This is a genomic window from Endozoicomonas arenosclerae (genome assembly GCF_001562015.1).
GTDB lineage: Bacteria > Pseudomonadota > Gammaproteobacteria > Pseudomonadales > Endozoicomonadaceae > Endozoicomonas_A > Endozoicomonas_A arenosclerae.
Map to the genome: position 1 here is coordinate 1 of NZ_LASA01000181.1, position 17,561 is coordinate 17,561.

Consider the following 17,561-nt stretch of genomic DNA (forward strand, 5'->3'; position numbering starts at 1 on the left):
ATGCTGTTATAAACCTCGGCTTTCACTGCCCCGGTCAGGACTCGAAACCTGTATTTTGGCACCCAAACTATATGATATTGGCAATGCCAAATGACATGCGTTAACTTTTCAAATCTACTCATGTTACTTCCTATCTCTAGTAGTTGTGGGGACAACTCAGAGATAAGGAGTAGCATGGGTAGTTCATGGCAGGCGAAGCCAACCATTCATGACCACGTCCATAGGACGTGGGTTTTCACGATGCACTAATCAGGGCATACTGAAATACCAACAAAAAAGATCAGTGACGTTTGAGTATGAGAATCACGGCTGCAAACCTGATGTTCGCCGTAACCCTGACCCTGTTTAACAATGTGGGTCACGCAGAATCTGCCGAGAAAGAATCCCCCCAGTCCCAGCTGGAGGCGATTAACGGAGATATTGAACATCTTAGAAAACTACTGGACAAGCTGAACAAGGAGCGCTCATCCGCTGAAAACCAGCTGCAATCCACCGAAACAGAAATGAGCCAGCTGCAGAACTCCATTCGTAAAATCGAACAGGAGCTCAACAAAGGGAAAAACGAAATAAAAAAGCTCCAAAGCCGTCAGCAGGCTCTGACGGCGCAGAAAAATAAAGAAAAAGATCGCATCGCCAACAGTGTACGTTCCGTTTACCTTGCCAGCCGGGATAACCGGCTGAAGCTTTTATTAAACCAGGAAAGTCCGGAAGAAGTATCCAGACACCTGACCTATCTGAAGCACCTTCAAAAGGCACAGCTTGAGGCGATTCAAGCCTTCGAAAGCACCCTGACTGAAATTGCTGAAAACAAGGATCAGCAGCAAGCAGTCAATGACCGACTGGAAGACCAGCAGGCAAATCTTGCCGAAAAGAAAGAGCAACTGCTTGAATCAAGAAGCGACCGAAAAAAACTGATCTCTCGTATCAATCGACAGTTTCAGAGCAATGACCGGGAACTGGACGCACTGAATCAGCAAAAGAAACAGCTTGAAGAAGTATTGGCTCAACTGGCTTCCAGAAAACCAGCCAATACCAATATTCAAAAAGCCAAAGGACGATTACCCTGGCCCGTGGATGGACAAATTCTTTATGGCTTTAACCAGCAAAGACCTGACACACGAATTCGATGGCAAGGTATTCTCATATCGGTGGCAACAGGCACAAAAGTCACTGCCATACATGATGGCACCGTCATATTTTCCGACTGGTTAAGAGGGTATGGCCAGCTCATTATTGTGGATCATGGCAACAACTATCTGTCCCTGTATGCCCACAATCAATGGCTACTTAAGAAAGAAGGCGAAGCCATTCTTGCCGGTGAAGCACTGGCACTCAGCGGCCAGTCCGGTGGACAGACCGAACCCGGTGTCTATCTGGAAATCCGGCACAATGGCAAACCCCAAAACCCGGTTCCCTGGCTGACAAGCTCCTAGCCCGGAAAATTCATAAAGTCGCTTTCAACAGGTTCAAGGCCGCAGACATACTGGAATGTTCGTTTTTTGATGTGTACGAAAAAATAGCAGAGCGAGAAGCTCGACACTTTATGAAATTTCCGGGCTAGAAGTAGGACCGAGAAATCATTGCAGAAAACAATGGGTGAACCGATAAAGCAGAAAGCATCAGATGTTTTATCGCTGAGCCTTTCAAGTGAGCTAAAAGCGGTGACAGACAAGGGAATAAGGCAGTCTGTTAAAGAAAGCCGCCTATACTTCAACTCTTTATAAGAGCGAACCTAATGCCCAAAGCGGAAGAAAAACAGTTTGCCCCAGCGATCATAAGATTGATCAGGCAAACGACTTTTCGCAACACTGCTTTTCGGAACAATTGTGCAGGAGCTTTCATGACAACAACCTTTCCCACTTCCCGGCAGCCACTCCCTCAATGGGTAAAAGCTGCGGTACTGGCTCTGGCAACCGGATATGCCCTGCAAGGCTGGTCGGCACCTGTTGATCAGGAAGAAAAGCCTGCTCCGGTAGCCACTGAATCGGCCAAGCCCGCTGCAGAAGCCAAGGCAACAGAGGAAGAAAAGAAAGGTAAGCTTCCCCTGGAAGAGTTACGGACTTTCACAGAAGTCATGCAGCGCATCAAAAGCGCCTACGTGGAAGACATCGACGACAAGACACTGCTGGATAACGCTATTCAGGGCATGCTGACAGGACTCGACCCTCATTCAGCTTACCTCAAGCCAGACGATTTCAAAGAACTGGAAATTAATACATCAGGCAAGTTTGGTGGTTTGGGCATTGAAGTCGGTATGGAAGATGGATTTATCAAAGTCATCGCACCTATTGACGACACTCCCGCCCAGAAAGCCGGCATTCAACCGGGCGACCTGATCATCAAGCTCGACGATGCGTCTGTTAAAGGCATGTCGTTGATGGAATCCGTGGATAAAATGCGAGGTAAACCCGGAGATCCTATCAAGTTGACGATTGTCCGGGAAGGCTCGCCCAAACCTCTTGATCTGGTGGTTAAGCGGGACATCATCAAAGTCCAGAGTGTGAAATCCAGAGTTCTGGAAGACGGTTATGGCTACATTCGCATGAGCCAGTTCCAGTCAGATTCCGACAAGGAAGTGGTTGAACACCTGAACAAACTCAAGAAGTCCCAAAACGGAAAGTTGAACGGACTGGTTCTTGATCTGCGCAACAACCCCGGCGGCGTCCTTCAGGCAGCGGTTGGTGTGGTAGATGCCTTTATCAAGGAAGGTTTGATTGTTTACACCAAAGGGCGCATTCCTAATTCCCACCTCAGCTTCAAGGCCGATGAAGAAGATCCCTCGGAAGGCATTCCCTTGGTGGTTCTGATCAATGGCGGTTCGGCATCAGCCTCTGAAATTGTTGCAGGAGCACTGCAGGATCATCACCGTGCCGTACTCGTCGGTACAGAGTCATTTGGTAAAGGCTCCGTTCAGACCGTACTGCCACTCAGTATTGATAATGAGAAAGGTCTGAAGCTGACCACTGCACTTTATTACACCCCTAACGGCCGCTCAATTCAGGCTGAAGGCATCAAGCCCGATATAGTGGTTCCAAGAGCCAAGGTGACTCCGGTAGAAAGTGTTTCCGGCTATAAAGAAGCCGATCTTCAGGGTCACCTGAGCAACGGCAACAAGCAGGCTGAAAAAGGCAAACAGGAGAAAGGCAAAAAGGATGAAGCCGAATCCCTGGCCGAACAGGATTATCAGCTAAGCCAGGCACTCAACGTTCTGAAAGGCATGCATATCAATGCCACCCAGGACAAGAAGAAACCTACGGCTATTGCTGAAGAACCCAAGGAAGCCTTGAAGGCCGCTACCACTTTATAGCCCTTGATAAAGTCTTCAGACATAAAAACGCCCGGATCATTCCGGGCGTTTTTATAGAAGCCTGTCTACTGAGTCAACCAATAATAAATCGAGCTACCTTCAGTATTACTTTCTGTAGGAACTCCATAATACCCAGCTCAGTACCTGGCATACGAATAATAATGTAATAGCCGTAGAGTGCTGCAATCAAAGCAACAATCATGCAAATAAAACAGAAAGTCAGATAAATTCGACGCATTTCAGAACCTGAATTCAATCCCAAGACTGATGACAGGCTGCTCTTTACTGTCAAGTTTATTTCTTTGCAGAACAGTGTTAGCGCTGGATTTCAATGCACCCGACTCTGATGCATCTGCTCCTGCTTTCTCAATATCCAGAAAGGTACCCACATCCACACTGATATCTACCCGCTTGGCATCATCCAACAATTTCTTCCACCCCACTCCGACATAAGCCCGACCTTCACCCGAGAAATAGGCCTTCCCCAGCTTCTTGGCTTCACCGGTAAAGGTGCCTGCAGAAACCCGAAAGCCACTTTCAAAAGGGTAATAGTCGACCACCAGCCCTTTTTGCTGAGCGGTATTGTGAGTATCAGGTGCAGAAAGATCGGTACTGTTGATTGTGTAGGCTCTAAGACCAAAGGAATGACTGCTGGTCTCCTGTTCAGCACTCAAAACCTCCCCACCGGTTTCAACCGGAATAAAATCCGGGTCATCCGCCAGAACGGAGGTAGCAATTATCATGCAGACTGCGAAGGTTAGAGAACGGCCGTTCATTATCCAGTCTCCGGGAATCATGATTCGGTACAAGGGTGGCCTGAGGACGCACTTTAAGCCTCACCTTCAGGTTGGCTTAAGGTCCAGCAGACATCCATACCCTGCTTACTTCAGTCACCCGTGATATATAGCCAGAAAATATGAAAACAGAAAATGAAAATACGGACTATTGGCTTTCTATCAGAAGCTCTCTCTTATCGTCTCCGGAAAACCCGAAGCAAGTCAACTATTCTGTGAGTAAATCCTGAAGAGAGTTCACGAAATTTCCTTCTGATCGTCCGGCTACTGTATTGATAAACTAGCTACTTAGTATGAAAAATTCTCATCGCCAAGGGTGACTCACATTATACGCTGTCACCCATGACTCTTTTGTTTGGCATTTCCTTCCCTTCTGGACCCTGATATGCAAACCGACAATGCGCCTCAATTTGGCTGCGTGCCACCTTCTGAAATTGCCCGACTGGCAGAAGAAGCTGCTGTAGGTAAAACCAAGAAACACCCCGAAGTCACTTTTGTCCTGGCCGTTCTGGCCGGTATTTTTATCTCTCTGGCAGGTATGTTTTATACCATCGTCACCACCGGTGCTGAAGGTCTGCCCTACGGCATGGCCAAGCTCATTGGCGGACTGAGTTTCAGTATGGGTTTGATGATGGTGGTACTGTGTGGTGCCGAACTGTTTACCAGTAACACCTTATTGCTGATGGGAAAGGCTACTCGTCGCCTCAAGATTGGTCAGATCACCAAGAACTGGACTCTGGTTTACTTCGGCAACATGGCCGGTTCCTTCTTCATGGTCGCCATGCTGATGGCCGTAGGTCAATATCAGGGGGCTCATGGTGATGTGGGGATCAACTATATGTACATTGCCAATGCCAAAATGGGCCACAATTTCATTCAGGCTTTATTACTGGGTATTCTCTGTAACCTCGTTGTCTGCCTGACTTACTGGATGACCCTGAGCGCCCGTTCTGCTGCTGGCAAAATGTTTGCCTGCATGTTGCCTGTTGCAGCCTTCCTGGCTGCAGGTTTTGAACACTCCGTGGCCAACATGTTCCTGCTGCCCATGGGCTGGCTGATCAAGAGCATTGCCAGCCCGGAATTCTGGGAAGCGACCGGTTACAGTGCTGATTATTTCAACAACATCAACCTGTTCAACATGGTTGTAATGAACCTGATCCCAGCCACCATTGGCAACATCATCGGTGGAGGCGTCATGGTGGGTCTGAGCAACTGGTTTGTTCACCTTCGTGAGCGTGACTGATTCACTGCGATCACTCTACTCTCAAGAGGCTGGCTCCCTAAAACCAGCCTCTACCTCTTCCCTTCTGTTGCTGTTCAGACCTGCTGCTGGATATACTCACTGCAACTCAGGCAAATGATAAACCTGACACTTTAGGAATCTACCGCCATGAAATCCATCACCGTGTTTTGCGGCTCCCGTCCGGGAGAACATGACGACTATTTAAACGATGCCCTTCGTGTTACAGAAGAGCTGGTAAAAAGAGGCATCACTCTGATTTATGGCGGGGGTAATATTGGCCTGATGGGAGCCATAGCCAACCGGGCACTGGAACGGGGTGGTAAAGTCATCGGCGTGATCCCTGAGATTCTGATTGAAAAAGAACTGGCCCATGAGCAGTTAACCGAACTACATCAAGTCAGCAATATGATGGAAAGAAAAATCAAGTTAACCGAACTGGCTGATGGTTTTGTTGTTTTACCTGGCGGCATTGGTACATTGGATGAGCTTTCCGAAGAAATGGCATTAAATCACATAGGCCACCAGAACAAACCAATCGCTTTGTTGAACACCCGGGATTATTACAATCACCTGATGACTTTTCTGAAGCATACCCATTCAGAAGGTTTTCTACCTGCCCACCTGTATAATCACCTGATTATTGAAAGGCACCCTGAGACACTGGTAGATAAAATCATTTCAAGAGGACTATCCTTTTCACCCCGAAATTGAAAATCCTTTCAAGACACCACCGAATAATTATTTTTTATTTTAATTGGAGACACTATGACCAAAAAGCCATTGCTCATCTACCTTCATGGTTTTAACAGTGCTCCTGCTTCCGTAAAAGCTCAACAAACGCTCAAGTACCTTGATCAAAACCGTATTGATATAGAGCCCTGGGTTCCAAAACTCCCCAATGAGCCAGGCGCTGTAAAAGCATTATTAAAAGAGAGGCTACTACGAGAGAGAACCTGCCGACACATTTATATTATTGGCAGTTCACTGGGTGGCTACATAGGCACCTGGCTGCGAGCCCAAATCCATGCCCTTCACCCGGAATATACTACCCGCCTCGTGTTAATTAACCCTGCGGTACGACCTTATGAAGGCTTTACTGAATACCTTGGCCCCCAGGTCAATGAATACACAGATGAAGAGTGGGAACTGACACCCGATCACGTGGAGCAATTGAAAACGCTCGACATAGCCACTCTAAGACAGCCAGAAGAAATATTTCTTTTGGTTCAGACTGGAGACGAAGTGCTCGATTACCGAAAAGCAGTGGAAAAGTATTCGGGATCAGAAATGCTGATTCAGGAAGGAGGTAATCACGCCTTTGAACATTATGACCGCACATTGCCCATGGTTTTTCAGTTTCTGTCCGGTCGGTCAATAGATCGCATCATGCTGTAAGCACATCTTTTAAAAGGTTCTGTAATAAGGCTTTAATTCGACCGGCGTTTTTTCTGAACAGTGCTACATTATGTTCTAAGTTGATTTTGAGCCCAAAACAATGAGCGACAGAAATACTCTTTTCCTATCCATTGCGATAAAAGAATTCTCCGTTCAACCGCCAGTGACACCTGTTCTCTAACTATAGATCTCAACTGACGAACTCCACTTCTCTTTTACGCAGTACATGGAAACTCTTCATGCGATCTTTCTTTAAATGCTCTGTTGTCCCCGACGGTTACTCGCGAGAACAACATGAACGTTATTCAAGATTGAGATTACAGATTCTGACGGGAGCCTTTCTATCCTATGCAGCCTATTATCTGGTCCGCAAAAACTTTGTCATGGTCATGCCAGACCTTATCGCGGAAGGATACAGCAAGTCAGAATTAGGTATGGCACTCTCGGCATTGGCCGTCAGTTATGGCATCAGTAATCTGGCCATGGGGTATCTGGCCGATCGAATAGACGTACGTAAATTGATGCCGGTATGCCTGTTAGGATCGGCAATGCTTTCCCTGTTCCTTGGCTTCTCTCCCATTCTTCAGTTCCCGCTCATCGTTATGGTCATTACCCTGGGGCTGAATGGTTGTATTCAGGGATCTGGCTGGCCTTGCAGCGCCAAACTCATTGCTCACTGGTTCGTCAGACAGGAACGCGGCACCGCCATGAGTATTTGGAACCTGTCGCACAATGTCGGCTGTGGTTTGCTGGGGCCCATAGCGATTCTCGCCGTAACATGCTTTGGCACCTGGCAAAGCAAACTGTATTTCCCGGCTTTTATTGCCATCATTATTGCCGTGGTGGGGTACCTGCTTTTAAGAGACCGTCCTTCCCAATGCTCTCTCCCCTCACCCTCACCGGAATTGACTGCGGAACTGGAAATAGAACAACACAAAACTTCCTTCCTGCGCACCCTGCAGTTATTTGGTCAGCATTGTCTGAAAATGCCGCCCCTATGGATATTGGCTGTGGTCAATGCCTGCACCTATTTTATTCGTTATGGCATCATTGACTGGGCACCGGTTTACCTCACTGAAACCAAAGGGTTCAGCTTTAACGCTTCCAGCTGGGCATTTTTCGCCTTTGAATACGCGGCAATCCCCGGAACTTTAATTTGTGGCTATATGAGTGATAAGCACTTCAAGGGAAAACGAGCCCCCATGAACGCTCTATTTATGGCTCTGGTGCTTATCTCTGTCATTGCTTACTGGCACTCCCCTCCGGGAGATACCACTTATGCAGTGCTCTCACTGATATCAACGGGCTTTTTAATTTACGGCCCTGTCATGCTGGTACACGTTCATATTATTGACTTGGTGCCCTTGCCCTTTGCAGCTACGGCTGCCGGTTTCTGTGGATTGTTTGGCTATATATTCGGTGCTACTTCGGCCAACCTGCTGTTGGGCAAAGTGCTCGATCTTTATGGGTGGGATGCCTGCTTCCAGCTGTTGGCTGGCGCCAGCTTTCTGGCATTACTGCTTTTATTGCTGCTCTGGCTGTGGGAAAACCGGCATCCGACTCCTACCTTCGAGTTCAGTCCTTCATCACCTCAGCCCATTACGATCCCTATTTCTTCGGATCAAAAAAGGTCTTCCTTCAGCGAAGCCATCAGGATGATGTTTACGCCAGCACTTATTCTTATGAACAGGAAAAAGGCTTCCGGTGACTAGTGCAGCCAAGTATTAATCATACATACTCCGTTCACCCTGAGCTTGTCGAAGGGTCGTGATATTGGGCTTCTTCAGGAAGCCCTGGAGGAGTTTGACAGGCTCAAGTCACGTTTAAGAGACTGCTTATCAATTTTACCCAAAGCTGTTTTGGGGAGCTGGTCCAGAATTTCCATATGCGTGGGCAGTTTATAAGTAGCTAATTGCGTACGCATCCATTGACGTATCTCGTCCAGATCAACATGCCTTGATGCGGGCACAATGCATGCACAAACGGCTTCCCCTAAACGTTCACAGGGAGTGCCCAGCACAGCACATTCACTGACCCCCGGATGAGCATCCAGTAAAGCTTCCACTTCCAATGCTGAAACCCGATAGCCTCCGGAGCGAATAATATCGATACTCCGTCTTCCTAATAGCCGGTATTGGTCATGCTCAAAAGCAGCGATATCACCGGTACGATACCAGCCATGACGAAAGGCTTTCTGGGTCAGATCTTCCTTGCCATGGTAACCGCTGAACATTTGGGGACTGCGAACCTCCATTTCGCCCATGCTTTCAGCCTCTTTACCGGATTCATCCACGAGACGAACACTCACACCCGGCAAGGGCTTCCCAACATATTCCGATAAACGTTCGCCATCGGGTTCCTGAGATAGCACCATACCGACTTCCGTCATCCCATAACGGGTCAGCAAAGGTTGCCCGGATATTTTACGCCACTCTTTATGAATGGAAGGCGGTAATGAAGATGAACCTACAATAGCTAACCGAAGCCCAGCAGCACCTTTTTGCCACCGCTGCTTATCTTCCGGAGAAGCTTTATTCCAGGACTCAACCAGATATTTGTATATCGTTGGAACCGCTGTCAGCAATGTAAAAGAGCCATCAGCCAGATGCTCCCAGACTTTTTCTGTTTTGAATGATGAGAGCAGCTTACAGCTCGCACCCGCCGCTAAGGTGCATAACAAACCACAAACCAGACCATGGATATGAGAAAGCGGCAAAACATGAAGCAGGCGATCCTGAGGTTGCCAGTTCCAGGCTGCACACAGTGTCCGAACCTGAGCTTCGATAGAACTGAAAGTATGCACTACACCTCGTGGGCACCGACTGGTACCACTGGTGTACAAAACCAATGCTTTCTGTTCCGGGTCGACCTGACGTAAAGGGATAGGTTCAGCCTCATAGCCCGAAGACTGAATCATGACGGTTCCGGACCTCTGGCTCAGGTAGCTGGCTTCAGCCTGACGACCGGGTGAAAATACCAGGTACTCAACCTCCAGATCCTTGATTCGCCATTCCCACTCAGGCAGAGGCATTAATGGATCAAGTGGAACAGCAATACCATCCGCAAGCCAGATGGCCAGCAGTGCTACCACAAAAGAAGACTCACGCCCTGTCAGGAAGGCCACAAACTGCCCTTCAATCCCGTGAGACTTCAGCACACTGGCCAGAACCCTCGCTTCTTCCAGCAAAGAGCGGTAAGTATGCTCCCCTTCTTCATCAATAACAGCCACTCGCTCAGCAGGATGCCCAACCAGCTGTGACAGAAAAGGCATACAGCACTCCAACGTCAATGTGGTTGTATAGTGCCAACCAGCTTTATGGAAAGTGGACGAAAGTATAGTCAGCAGTTTGAATATTTACCCGATGATTATCGACACTGACTAACGCCAAGGGTTTAGGTACACTTATGAGTTAACGCGCAATCAGACCCAGCAAGGATTTCATGCGTAACGACTATACAGCGGAAGCCATTGAGGTACTCAGTGGCCTGGACCCGGTTCGCAAACGTCCGGGCATGTACACAGACACCACCCGTCCCAATCATCTGGCCCAGGAAATTATCGACAACAGTGTCGACGAGGCTCTGGCCGGCTTTGCCAGCAAAATAAAGGTCGTCCTTCACAAGGATAACTCGCTGGAAGTGGTTGATGACGGTCGGGGAATGCCCACTGACATCCATCCGGAGCACGGTATTTCCGGGATCGAGCTGATCCTGACCCGTCTTCATGCCGGTGGTAAATTCTCCAACAAGAACTATCAGTTCTCCGGTGGTCTGCACGGGGTAGGTGTTTCTGTAGTAAACGCACTGTCCACATGCCTGGAAGTAACTGTTCGACGTGATGCCAAAGTGTCCCTGATCACCTTCAAGGATGGTCACAAGGACAAGGACCTGCACGAAATCGACACCTGTGGTCGCAGGAATACAGGCACAACTGTTCGCTTCTGGCCCGATGCCAGTTACTTTGACTCCCCCAAATTTTCAGTAACCAAACTCAAGCATGTTCTGCGTGCCAAAGCCGTTCTCTGCCCCGGTCTTAAAATCGAGTTTGTCGATCATCACACCGGTGACACAGACGAGTGGTACTATGAAGATGGCCTGACCGATTACCTGAAAGGCTCCACCCGTGAATATGAAACGCTTCCTCAAGAACCTTTCACCGGTTCCCTGCAGGGAGAAAAGGAAGCCGTGGACTGGGCAGTGCAATGGCTGCCAGAAGGTGGCGAACTGCTGACTGAAAGTTACGTCAACCTGATCCCTACCCCACTGGGCGGAACACACGTCAATGGTTTAAGAACCGGTTTACTGGAAGCAATCCGTGAATTCTGTGAATTCCGTAACCTTCTCCCCAGAGGCGTAAAGCTGGGTCCCGATGACATCTGGGAAAACTGTTCTTACGTACTCTCGGCCAAGCTGGCTGATCCACAATTCTCCGGGCAGACCAAAGAACGTTTGTCTTCCAGAGAATGTGCAGCCTTTGTTTCGGGCGTAGCCAAAGATGCCTTTAGCCTCTGGCTGAACCAGCATCACGCAGAAGGTGAACAGCTGGCAGAGCTGTGCATCAATAACGCCCAGAAGCGGATGCGCAAATCTAAAAAAGTAGCCCGTAAAAAAGTCACTCAAGGACCAGCACTTCCCGGAAAACTGGCCGACTGCTCCAGCCAGGACCTGAACTACACCGAGTTGTTCCTGGTAGAGGGTGACTCTGCAGGCGGCTCTGCAAAACAGGCACGGGATAGAGAGTACCAGGCCATTCTGCCCCTTCGCGGTAAAATCCTGAACACCTGGGAAGTGGACTCCAGTGAAGTTCTGGCTTCCCGTGAAATTCACGATATCTCAGTCGCTCTGGGTGTTGACCCGGGTTCAGAAAAAATCGACGGACTGCGTTACGGAAAAATCTGTATCCTGGCCGATGCTGACTCCGACGGTCTGCACATTGCCACTCTACTCTGCGCATTGTTCGTGCAACACTTCCGACCTCTGGTGGAACAGGGACATATCTATGTAGCCATGCCTCCTCTGTACCGAATCGATGTCGCCAAAGAAGTATTCTATGCACTGGATGAAGCAGAGAAAGAAGGCGTATTGGAACGGATCAAGGCAGAAAAGAAACGCGGCAAAGTCAACGTGCAGCGCTTCAAGGGTCTGGGTGAGATGAACCCGCTCCAGCTCCGTGAAACCACCATGTCTGCCGACACTCGTCGTTTGGTACAGCTGACACTGGAAGACTTCGAGATGACCCGGGAAGATATGGATATGCTGCTGGCCAAGAAGCGGGCTGGCGATCGTAAAAGCTGGCTTGAGGCTAAAGGGGATCTGGTGGAAATCTCTTAAGTCAGAGTTTCATTTATCAACCTCTCCGGGAAGCGAGGATCAACCCCCGCTTCCCGGAAGCTTTCTTCCAATCGCTCTGCCAGATAACCCTCTGTTTCAGACTTCAATATTGCAGCATGCACTGCATCTCCACGAGATTTTGAAAAGCTTTCTTTGGCATTTCGAACTTCACCATAAAACAATCCATCCGCTATTTTTTTGCGTGCAGGCAGATCACTTTCTATCAAAAGAGCACGTCCCCAGTCCTTATGGATTTCTTCTGCATAGGTCATTACGTCAGTTATTGGGGCTGGGATATACAAATGAGCCGTACACCCAAATTTTTCTACGAAACCTGCAGTGTACAAGTCATAAAAAGCCGGGATTCCATTAAGCCTTAGTTTCTCCTGTAGCTCACTCAGCATAGATGGAGCCTCATGAATAAAATCTGGCGCCAAACAGATTGAAAGCTGAATATAAGCACTTTGAGTTTGTGCAGGGACTGGTAGACGAGGGAAAGCTCGTAGTGCTCTTAACCGCTCCTCCCAATCTAATGCCATATAAGTATCCTGTTCAATTTCCTGATCAGAATATCTTACCCATTCGTCAACGGCTGCTTCATAGGTGGCTTTCTGCTCATCACTCAATGAAGGACGATAGAGACTGTGAACAAAAAAGGATTGGCAAAGAAGCTTATGATCCTGAACGGCGTGAGCCGGTAAAATCTTTCTGATAAACTAGGTTAAACCTTCCAGCGTTTTTCCCATTTCAGCCGCTCTGGCCGGATTTTCCGGTGCATAGCCTGCCATGAACAGCTGATTTTCAAGCTCCCTGTGGAAATCTATGCTCTGATTCTTGAGGCACTTTTCAATCGCTTTAACGATCAGCCTTCCTCTTGAATAACCAAAACTGCCATCGTCTTTTACTGTGATGACTGATTCACAGTAACTGATACCACAGGATCGTCTTTCCATACCGAACGGGGTATGTTCAACCCTGACTTCTTGTGGAATGGAGTCAGCCAACTTTCTGATCAACTCATTGCATGCTTCCCGATCAAACGCTAAATATATAATCAAAGTATCTGTCAGCTTGCCTAAATGCTTCAGCTTCTGAAGCTTGAACGAATGAATAATGTTTTCCCATTCTGGCTGGCCCATTAACTCAGTCAATAAGCACACAACTTCAACCACCCTGGAGGGTAATACATTCAACGTTAATCGGCACTTTTTGTTATGACTCTTCGACTGGAAGCGTGATAAATGCAGTTGCTTATCGGGTACTTCGTCTTCAGAATCAATCAAGCTTTCCTTGAAAGAACTTAGAGAGTCATGGCCATTGACCCAGGTTTTCAAGCCATGCTTTTCTGCCTGCCCGATAAGAGCATCAATCAAGTCACTTACTTGTTCTCGGGTAAGAGGAGGAACTGTTATTTCGGGATGGTGGCTACGATAATGACTTTCAACGATACTCAACAACCTCTCTGGTGAGGCATCAGGCTCTTGCTGAAGAATATATTCAAAACAATCTGTAGCCCATTGCAGAAAAGCTTTTTTCTCAGGACTACATAAAAGAGGTCTTACTTCACGATCTGAAACTTCAGTGGCCTGCTCAAACCCTGCGGGCAAATGATCAAAGTGACTCTTTCCCTGAATAAAGACAACGGGAGAAGATGGAGCGCTCAGTTCTGGCGAACGGCTCTCTCTGAACTGCATAGGCACCTGTGCTGACACGCTTTCCATAGCTGTACCACTCTGATACTACTTCCCTAACCAGTATTAGAGTGAGGATTCCAGAAAAAGTTCATTCCTATCGAATCGACTTAATCATTCTTAATCACTATTTTTCAATTAAATAAGCATTGATTTTGAAACCTTCACAGGAGAGGAGATATATCTCAGTCAGAAACAAAAGCATCTACTGCTCACGAGCCCCATCCCTTGGCGGAGAATGTGGAAGAGCTAACCCAGAAGCTGGGACTCGATCATCAAACAAGCTCTTTCAGCCTGGTTTGTTCATGAGTGGGCTGACAACCCTCGGCCGGTACCACTTTAATGGAAATATAATAGACAAGTAGAACCTTATCCGACTTGTCTTGCTCGTATGATTTTTTAATCATTGAGAATAAAACTGGCTGGAACCAATACCGTTCACTCTCAACCTTAGCCCTAGAAAAACTGGCACCCAATCAAAGACTGGTAGAAATGATGGAGTCTGGCCAGCTACAAAAGCATAGTGATAATTCAAGAACTCTTTATATCAAGGTAGTTGTACTTGCCAGATTTCCGCCATTGTGGCTGGTGCACAGCCATTTGTATGGTTAGTTCCAGGTGTCGAAGAATTCGTATAATTTAGGTTAACTGGCTTATTAGCAATCTTTGCAGATAAGAGTGCAGAATATATGGCACGGCCAGCATCGTTAGCCAGTGAAAGCTTAAGCCGGTCTCCGTAGTGCTCGCATGTACCTTCTAGTGAACCGCTTACTTGAAATAAGACAACACCTGAATCTCTTGTTCTGACAGACATGTTTAATATTTCCCTACTACTGACCCAACTTTCTGCTGACAGCACCGCTTCAGAAATAAGAATGGATATAATAAATAAATACTTCTTCAAAATCTTACCCTGTTTATTTATAAAGAGCTTGTAATTAGAATTTTCTTAATCCACTAAAACACTTATCTAATTTATAAGCATAACAGATCGACCTTCCAGATGCCCCAAGCTATCGCAACCTACAACATAAGCTCTAAGTTTGAGATTCATGCTTTTCGCATAAAGAGCCAATGACAAAGCCCTATCCGCAAAGACTTTGTCTTTAATTACAACATATCGACTTTTAGTACAGTCAAAGCTTGATTCATAGGGGGTGTCACTCGCAAACCAAACACCCTCTCCTGTAAACCAACCTGAAGCTGGTGTTAATTCGATCTGATCCAGGCTCAAGGTCACCCATTGGCCTGGAGGAGCTTCAGCTTTTACACAAACTGAAACCAACACCAAAACAGCTAAAAAGTAATTTCTCATCACAGTCCCTTCTCATTTATCTAGAAAACTAACAACTAGAAAACTTATAATATTTTCTAGAAAAAGTATTTTCTTTTCACTTCATATCCAAATAGTAAAAACATTCAATACTTTAAACTCTATCCCCTTACGCGGACATAACGAATTTGCATAGAGTCATGATTAGAGTCACAAGACATCGAACTATCTAAAAACTCCAAAGTGACAGGCTTTCCTGCCATGTACGCTGAAAGCAACATACTGAATTGTCTATCATGCATCTCTTTATACTGATCGCCCCCATAACCAAGCGATGCCCAGCCGGTCATGCCCTCAATAGAGACTTTGGTTACTTCTGATGTGGCACGGGTGACAATGTCCGTTATTTTTCCTGAACAATAATGAAATCCTTCTGCAAAACTTAACTGAGTCACCAGCAACAATACTGTTAATGTAATTTTTCTCATCAATAATCAACCGTCAAAAACCGAATCAAACTGTAGCAATAAATTCTTCTTATTTTTCCATAGATACTGAAGATATCTTGATATGATCTCCCTGACATTCGTAGTAACTTATATTGACAGGAATATCAGTAGTAAAAGCCGTCAGCAGTACGGAAAGCCGAGCTTCATAATTGACTGACTCGACATCATCCATCCACAACGTATTATACTTACAACTCACGCTTTCACTCTGATTTCTAAAATCACCCAAGACCAGATAGATACCATTTGTCTGCGCCTTAATATGCTTTACCTTATAACTGCCTGTCCATTCAGCATTAGCTATCGAGGAAAAAGAAAAGAAAGAGAAAATTAAAAAAGATAAAATAGAACGGTTCACTAATTACACCCAAGTAGTTTTACGAATGTGGAGAAATACAAGTACTGTTTATTTTTCGAACAACTAAACTTAAAGTATTAATTAATAAAGCCATAAAGCCAATCTTCCATGACACCATAAGTTGAGCAGTTTCCACTACCAACAGCCTTTATTGGACTACCTGATGCTTTAGCTGCTAATGCGAGAGACATAATAGCCTGCCCTGGTGCTTCGGATGCATCGAACGCCAAGGAATTTGTATAAGTCGTGATACATTCAGCAGGTGCTGCCACTAAATCTCTATCAAAAACCACATACCCTTTGCCGGTATTATCAATACGCACTGACGATACTTTAAAGTTATCTGCCACGCCTTTTGCATAAGACTCTATTGAAATAAAAGAAAACAATATCAGTAAAATAAATTTATTCATCGTTGATTAATATCTGAAAGTATTCCAGGAACATCTAATTAAGGTAAACACCCACCACATTACCCTGCGAGCCATTATTTCTACACTCATCATATCTGAGTTTGACTTCTTTTCCGGATATCTGAGCAGAGATCAGAATAGAAATAATTGTTTCAAAAGCAGGGTGGCTTCGATTTATATAATAACGGCCTGTAGGACACTCATCAACTAAATGATCCACATAAACATCACCAGACGCATTATAGACGTGCAAGTTTTCCGGAACGGCATCATCAGTCGTTTTTATTTCAGCCTTCACACTAAAAATAGACAGTGCAAGAATGACTGGCAGAACTTTTACAGTTTTCTTCCCTATCACTTCAATAAGTCCTTTAAAGATCAATATAATTATTTAACCAGATGGATATATCTTCCTGTACAGGTATCGTCACCTTCTTCAATATAAAGCCTGACTTTTTTATCACTTACTAAGGCAGTCATTAAACTTGAATAAACCATTTTATTGTTTTCGGTCTCTTTCTGCCATTTTAACCATGCACCAGCAGGGCAAACTGAGTGACCAGCATCCATTTGAAATGTCACTTTTCCAGGCAAATACGTGGACTCAACGATCGTAACTTTACCTGTAAATTGAAAAAGGGTTCCAGCTGACAAAACAGGAGAACATAACAGCAAAGCTGTAATGAATAATTTTTTCATAAAATAGTCTACTTTATTATTGCTTAACACGAACACCAACCACCCATGGGAAACCGTCGTCACCACAAGAATATGAAAGCGAGACTATATGACCTGCTGCATAAGCTGTGTATACCAGTGAAATATGATTACTCATATCCGGTTTGATCAAGTACCTTGTTTTCAAGCCACCCAAACATTGATGCTCCTGATTATTTTCATAATAAAGGTCAATCTTGGTTGTCCAGGCTTTAACTTCTCTCAGTTTTGCATAACTGGTGTCTTCTGCATAACTAGACAATGAGAAAAAACACAATAAAAAATTGGACACTATTAAGGAACCTGCGAATAAGTCCCTGATCATGAGATAATAATCTCAGCAGCTTGATCAGAGGTAGTCATGGACCAACAACTCTCTTTTTCCGACAGTGAATTCAGCCAGAAGCGACGCAGAACTCGTAGGGAAATTTTTCTTGAAAGAATGGAGGTTCTGATTCCATGGAAACGCTTAGAGGCCGTAATCGAGCCCTATTACCCTAAGCGTGGCAACGGAAGACCTCCTTATCCTC

22 protein-coding genes are annotated in these 17,561 nt (G+C 46.1%); 8 read left to right on the top strand and 14 right to left on the bottom strand.

The window, feature by feature from the left end:
* A partial coding sequence (locus WG89_RS29725; RefSeq protein WP_172806660.1) for a transposase occupies nucleotides 1-122 on the bottom strand: 122 nt, incomplete at its 3' end.
* Between the two features lie 174 nt (nucleotides 123-296).
* Between WG89_RS29725 and WG89_RS25925 the strand changes: the two genes are divergently transcribed.
* Together WG89_RS25925 and WG89_RS25930 are read left to right on the top strand one after the other, a co-directional pair.
* Nucleotides 297-1,433 (top strand): murein hydrolase activator EnvC family protein, encoded by a 1,137-nt coding sequence (locus WG89_RS25925; RefSeq protein WP_062270565.1) that lies wholly within the window; start codon nucleotides 297-299, stop codon nucleotides 1,431-1,433.
* Nucleotides 1,434-1,840: 407 nt separating this feature from the next.
* Nucleotides 1,841-3,307 carry a S41 family peptidase gene (locus WG89_RS25930; protein WP_062270580.1) on the top strand — a complete coding sequence of 489 codons (1,467 nt, stop codon included), beginning with the start codon at nucleotides 1,841-1,843 and terminating at the stop codon, nucleotides 3,305-3,307.
* Nucleotides 3,308-3,380: 73 nt separating this feature from the next.
* On the opposite strand, the gene WG89_RS30715 is transcribed toward WG89_RS25930, so the two are convergent.
* On the bottom strand, nucleotides 3,381-3,545 hold the full coding sequence (locus tag WG89_RS30715; RefSeq protein WP_153301829.1) for a hypothetical protein: 165 nt from the start codon (nucleotides 3,543-3,545) through the stop codon (nucleotides 3,381-3,383).
* 1 nt (nucleotide 3,546) lies between these two features.
* On the bottom strand, nucleotides 3,547-4,083 hold the full coding sequence (locus tag WG89_RS25935; RefSeq protein WP_172806918.1) for a hypothetical protein: 537 nt from the start codon (nucleotides 4,081-4,083) through the stop codon (nucleotides 3,547-3,549).
* Nucleotides 4,084-4,486: 403 nt separating this feature from the next.
* Between WG89_RS25935 and focA the strand changes: the two genes are divergently transcribed.
* From focA to WG89_RS25955, 4 genes are all read left to right on the top strand, one after another.
* Nucleotides 4,487-5,344, top strand: coding sequence for a formate transporter FocA (gene focA / locus WG89_RS25940; RefSeq protein WP_062270567.1), 858 nt, complete (start codon nucleotides 4,487-4,489; stop codon nucleotides 5,342-5,344).
* A gap of 147 nt (nucleotides 5,345-5,491) precedes the next feature.
* On the top strand, nucleotides 5,492-6,055 hold the full coding sequence (locus WG89_RS25945) for an LOG family protein (protein ID WP_062270568.1): 564 nt from the start codon (nucleotides 5,492-5,494) through the stop codon (nucleotides 6,053-6,055).
* 54 nt (nucleotides 6,056-6,109) lie between these two features.
* Nucleotides 6,110-6,739 carry a YqiA/YcfP family alpha/beta fold hydrolase gene (locus WG89_RS25950; protein WP_062270569.1) on the top strand — a complete coding sequence of 210 codons (630 nt, stop codon included), beginning with the start codon at nucleotides 6,110-6,112 and terminating at the stop codon, nucleotides 6,737-6,739.
* A 239-nt stretch (nucleotides 6,740-6,978) separates the two neighbouring features.
* Nucleotides 6,979-8,451, top strand: coding sequence for an MFS transporter (locus tag WG89_RS25955; RefSeq protein WP_062270570.1), 1,473 nt, complete (start codon nucleotides 6,979-6,981; stop codon nucleotides 8,449-8,451).
* A 71-nt stretch (nucleotides 8,452-8,522) separates the two neighbouring features.
* Here WG89_RS25955 and WG89_RS25960 read toward each other — a convergent pair whose 3' ends face one another.
* A complete protein-coding gene (locus WG89_RS25960) occupies nucleotides 8,523-10,010 on the bottom strand; it encodes an AMP-binding protein (RefSeq protein WP_062270571.1) in 1,488 nt (495 codons plus the stop codon).
* A gap of 170 nt (nucleotides 10,011-10,180) precedes the next feature.
* Here WG89_RS25960 and parE point away from each other — a divergent pair, with 170 nt between their 5' ends.
* Nucleotides 10,181-12,070, top strand: coding sequence for a DNA topoisomerase IV subunit B (gene parE / locus WG89_RS25965; RefSeq protein WP_062270572.1), 1,890 nt, complete (start codon nucleotides 10,181-10,183; stop codon nucleotides 12,068-12,070).
* Here parE and WG89_RS30720 read toward each other — a convergent pair.
* The 10 genes from WG89_RS30720 to WG89_RS26000 all read right to left on the bottom strand — a co-directional run bounded on the left by WG89_RS30720 (nucleotide 12,067) and on the right by WG89_RS26000 (nucleotide 17,293).
* The gene (locus tag WG89_RS30720; RefSeq protein WP_153301830.1) at nucleotides 12,067-12,474 is read right to left on the bottom strand and encodes a T3SS effector HopA1 family protein; all 408 of its coding nucleotides are present in this window, start codon (nucleotides 12,472-12,474) and stop codon (nucleotides 12,067-12,069) included. The genes parE and WG89_RS30720 overlap by 4 nt on opposite strands.
* Nucleotides 12,475-12,786: 312 nt before the next feature.
* Nucleotides 12,787-13,791: a T3SS effector HopA1 family protein gene (locus WG89_RS25975; protein WP_062270574.1), complete on the bottom strand. Its 1,005-nt coding sequence runs from the start codon at nucleotides 13,789-13,791 to the stop codon at nucleotides 12,787-12,789.
* 517 nt (nucleotides 13,792-14,308) lie between these two features.
* Complete coding sequence (locus WG89_RS31390) at nucleotides 14,309-14,665, bottom strand: hypothetical protein (RefSeq protein ID WP_172806919.1); 357 nt, start codon at nucleotides 14,663-14,665, stop codon at nucleotides 14,309-14,311.
* A 66-nt stretch (nucleotides 14,666-14,731) separates the two neighbouring features.
* Nucleotides 14,732-15,076, bottom strand: a complete 345-nt coding sequence (locus WG89_RS25980) for a hypothetical protein (RefSeq protein WP_062270575.1) — start codon at nucleotides 15,074-15,076, stop codon at nucleotides 14,732-14,734.
* A 119-nt stretch (nucleotides 15,077-15,195) separates the two neighbouring features.
* On the bottom strand, nucleotides 15,196-15,522 hold the full coding sequence (locus WG89_RS30725; protein WP_153301832.1) for a hypothetical protein: 327 nt from the start codon (nucleotides 15,520-15,522) through the stop codon (nucleotides 15,196-15,198).
* Between the two features lie 49 nt (nucleotides 15,523-15,571).
* Nucleotides 15,572-15,901 (bottom strand): hypothetical protein, encoded by a 330-nt coding sequence (locus tag WG89_RS30730; protein ID WP_153301833.1) that lies wholly within the window; start codon nucleotides 15,899-15,901, stop codon nucleotides 15,572-15,574.
* Nucleotides 15,902-15,978: 77 nt separating this feature from the next.
* Nucleotides 15,979-16,314 (bottom strand): hypothetical protein, encoded by a 336-nt coding sequence (locus tag WG89_RS25985; RefSeq protein ID WP_062270576.1) that lies wholly within the window; start codon nucleotides 16,312-16,314, stop codon nucleotides 15,979-15,981.
* A 34-nt stretch (nucleotides 16,315-16,348) separates the two neighbouring features.
* Complete coding sequence (locus tag WG89_RS25990) at nucleotides 16,349-16,672, bottom strand: hypothetical protein (protein WP_153301834.1); 324 nt, start codon at nucleotides 16,670-16,672, stop codon at nucleotides 16,349-16,351.
* Between the two features lie 29 nt (nucleotides 16,673-16,701).
* The gene (locus WG89_RS25995; RefSeq protein WP_062270578.1) at nucleotides 16,702-17,013 is read right to left on the bottom strand and encodes a DUF5992 family protein; all 312 of its coding nucleotides are present in this window, start codon (nucleotides 17,011-17,013) and stop codon (nucleotides 16,702-16,704) included.
* Nucleotides 17,014-17,029: 16 nt separating this feature from the next.
* Nucleotides 17,030-17,293 (bottom strand): hypothetical protein, encoded by a 264-nt coding sequence (locus tag WG89_RS26000; RefSeq protein WP_153301835.1) that lies wholly within the window; start codon nucleotides 17,291-17,293, stop codon nucleotides 17,030-17,032.
* Between the two features lie 99 nt (nucleotides 17,294-17,392).
* Here WG89_RS26000 and WG89_RS32375 point away from each other — a divergent pair.
* Nucleotides 17,393-17,561: transposase (locus WG89_RS32375; protein WP_062260605.1), on the top strand; the 169-nt coding region annotated here is incomplete at its 3' end.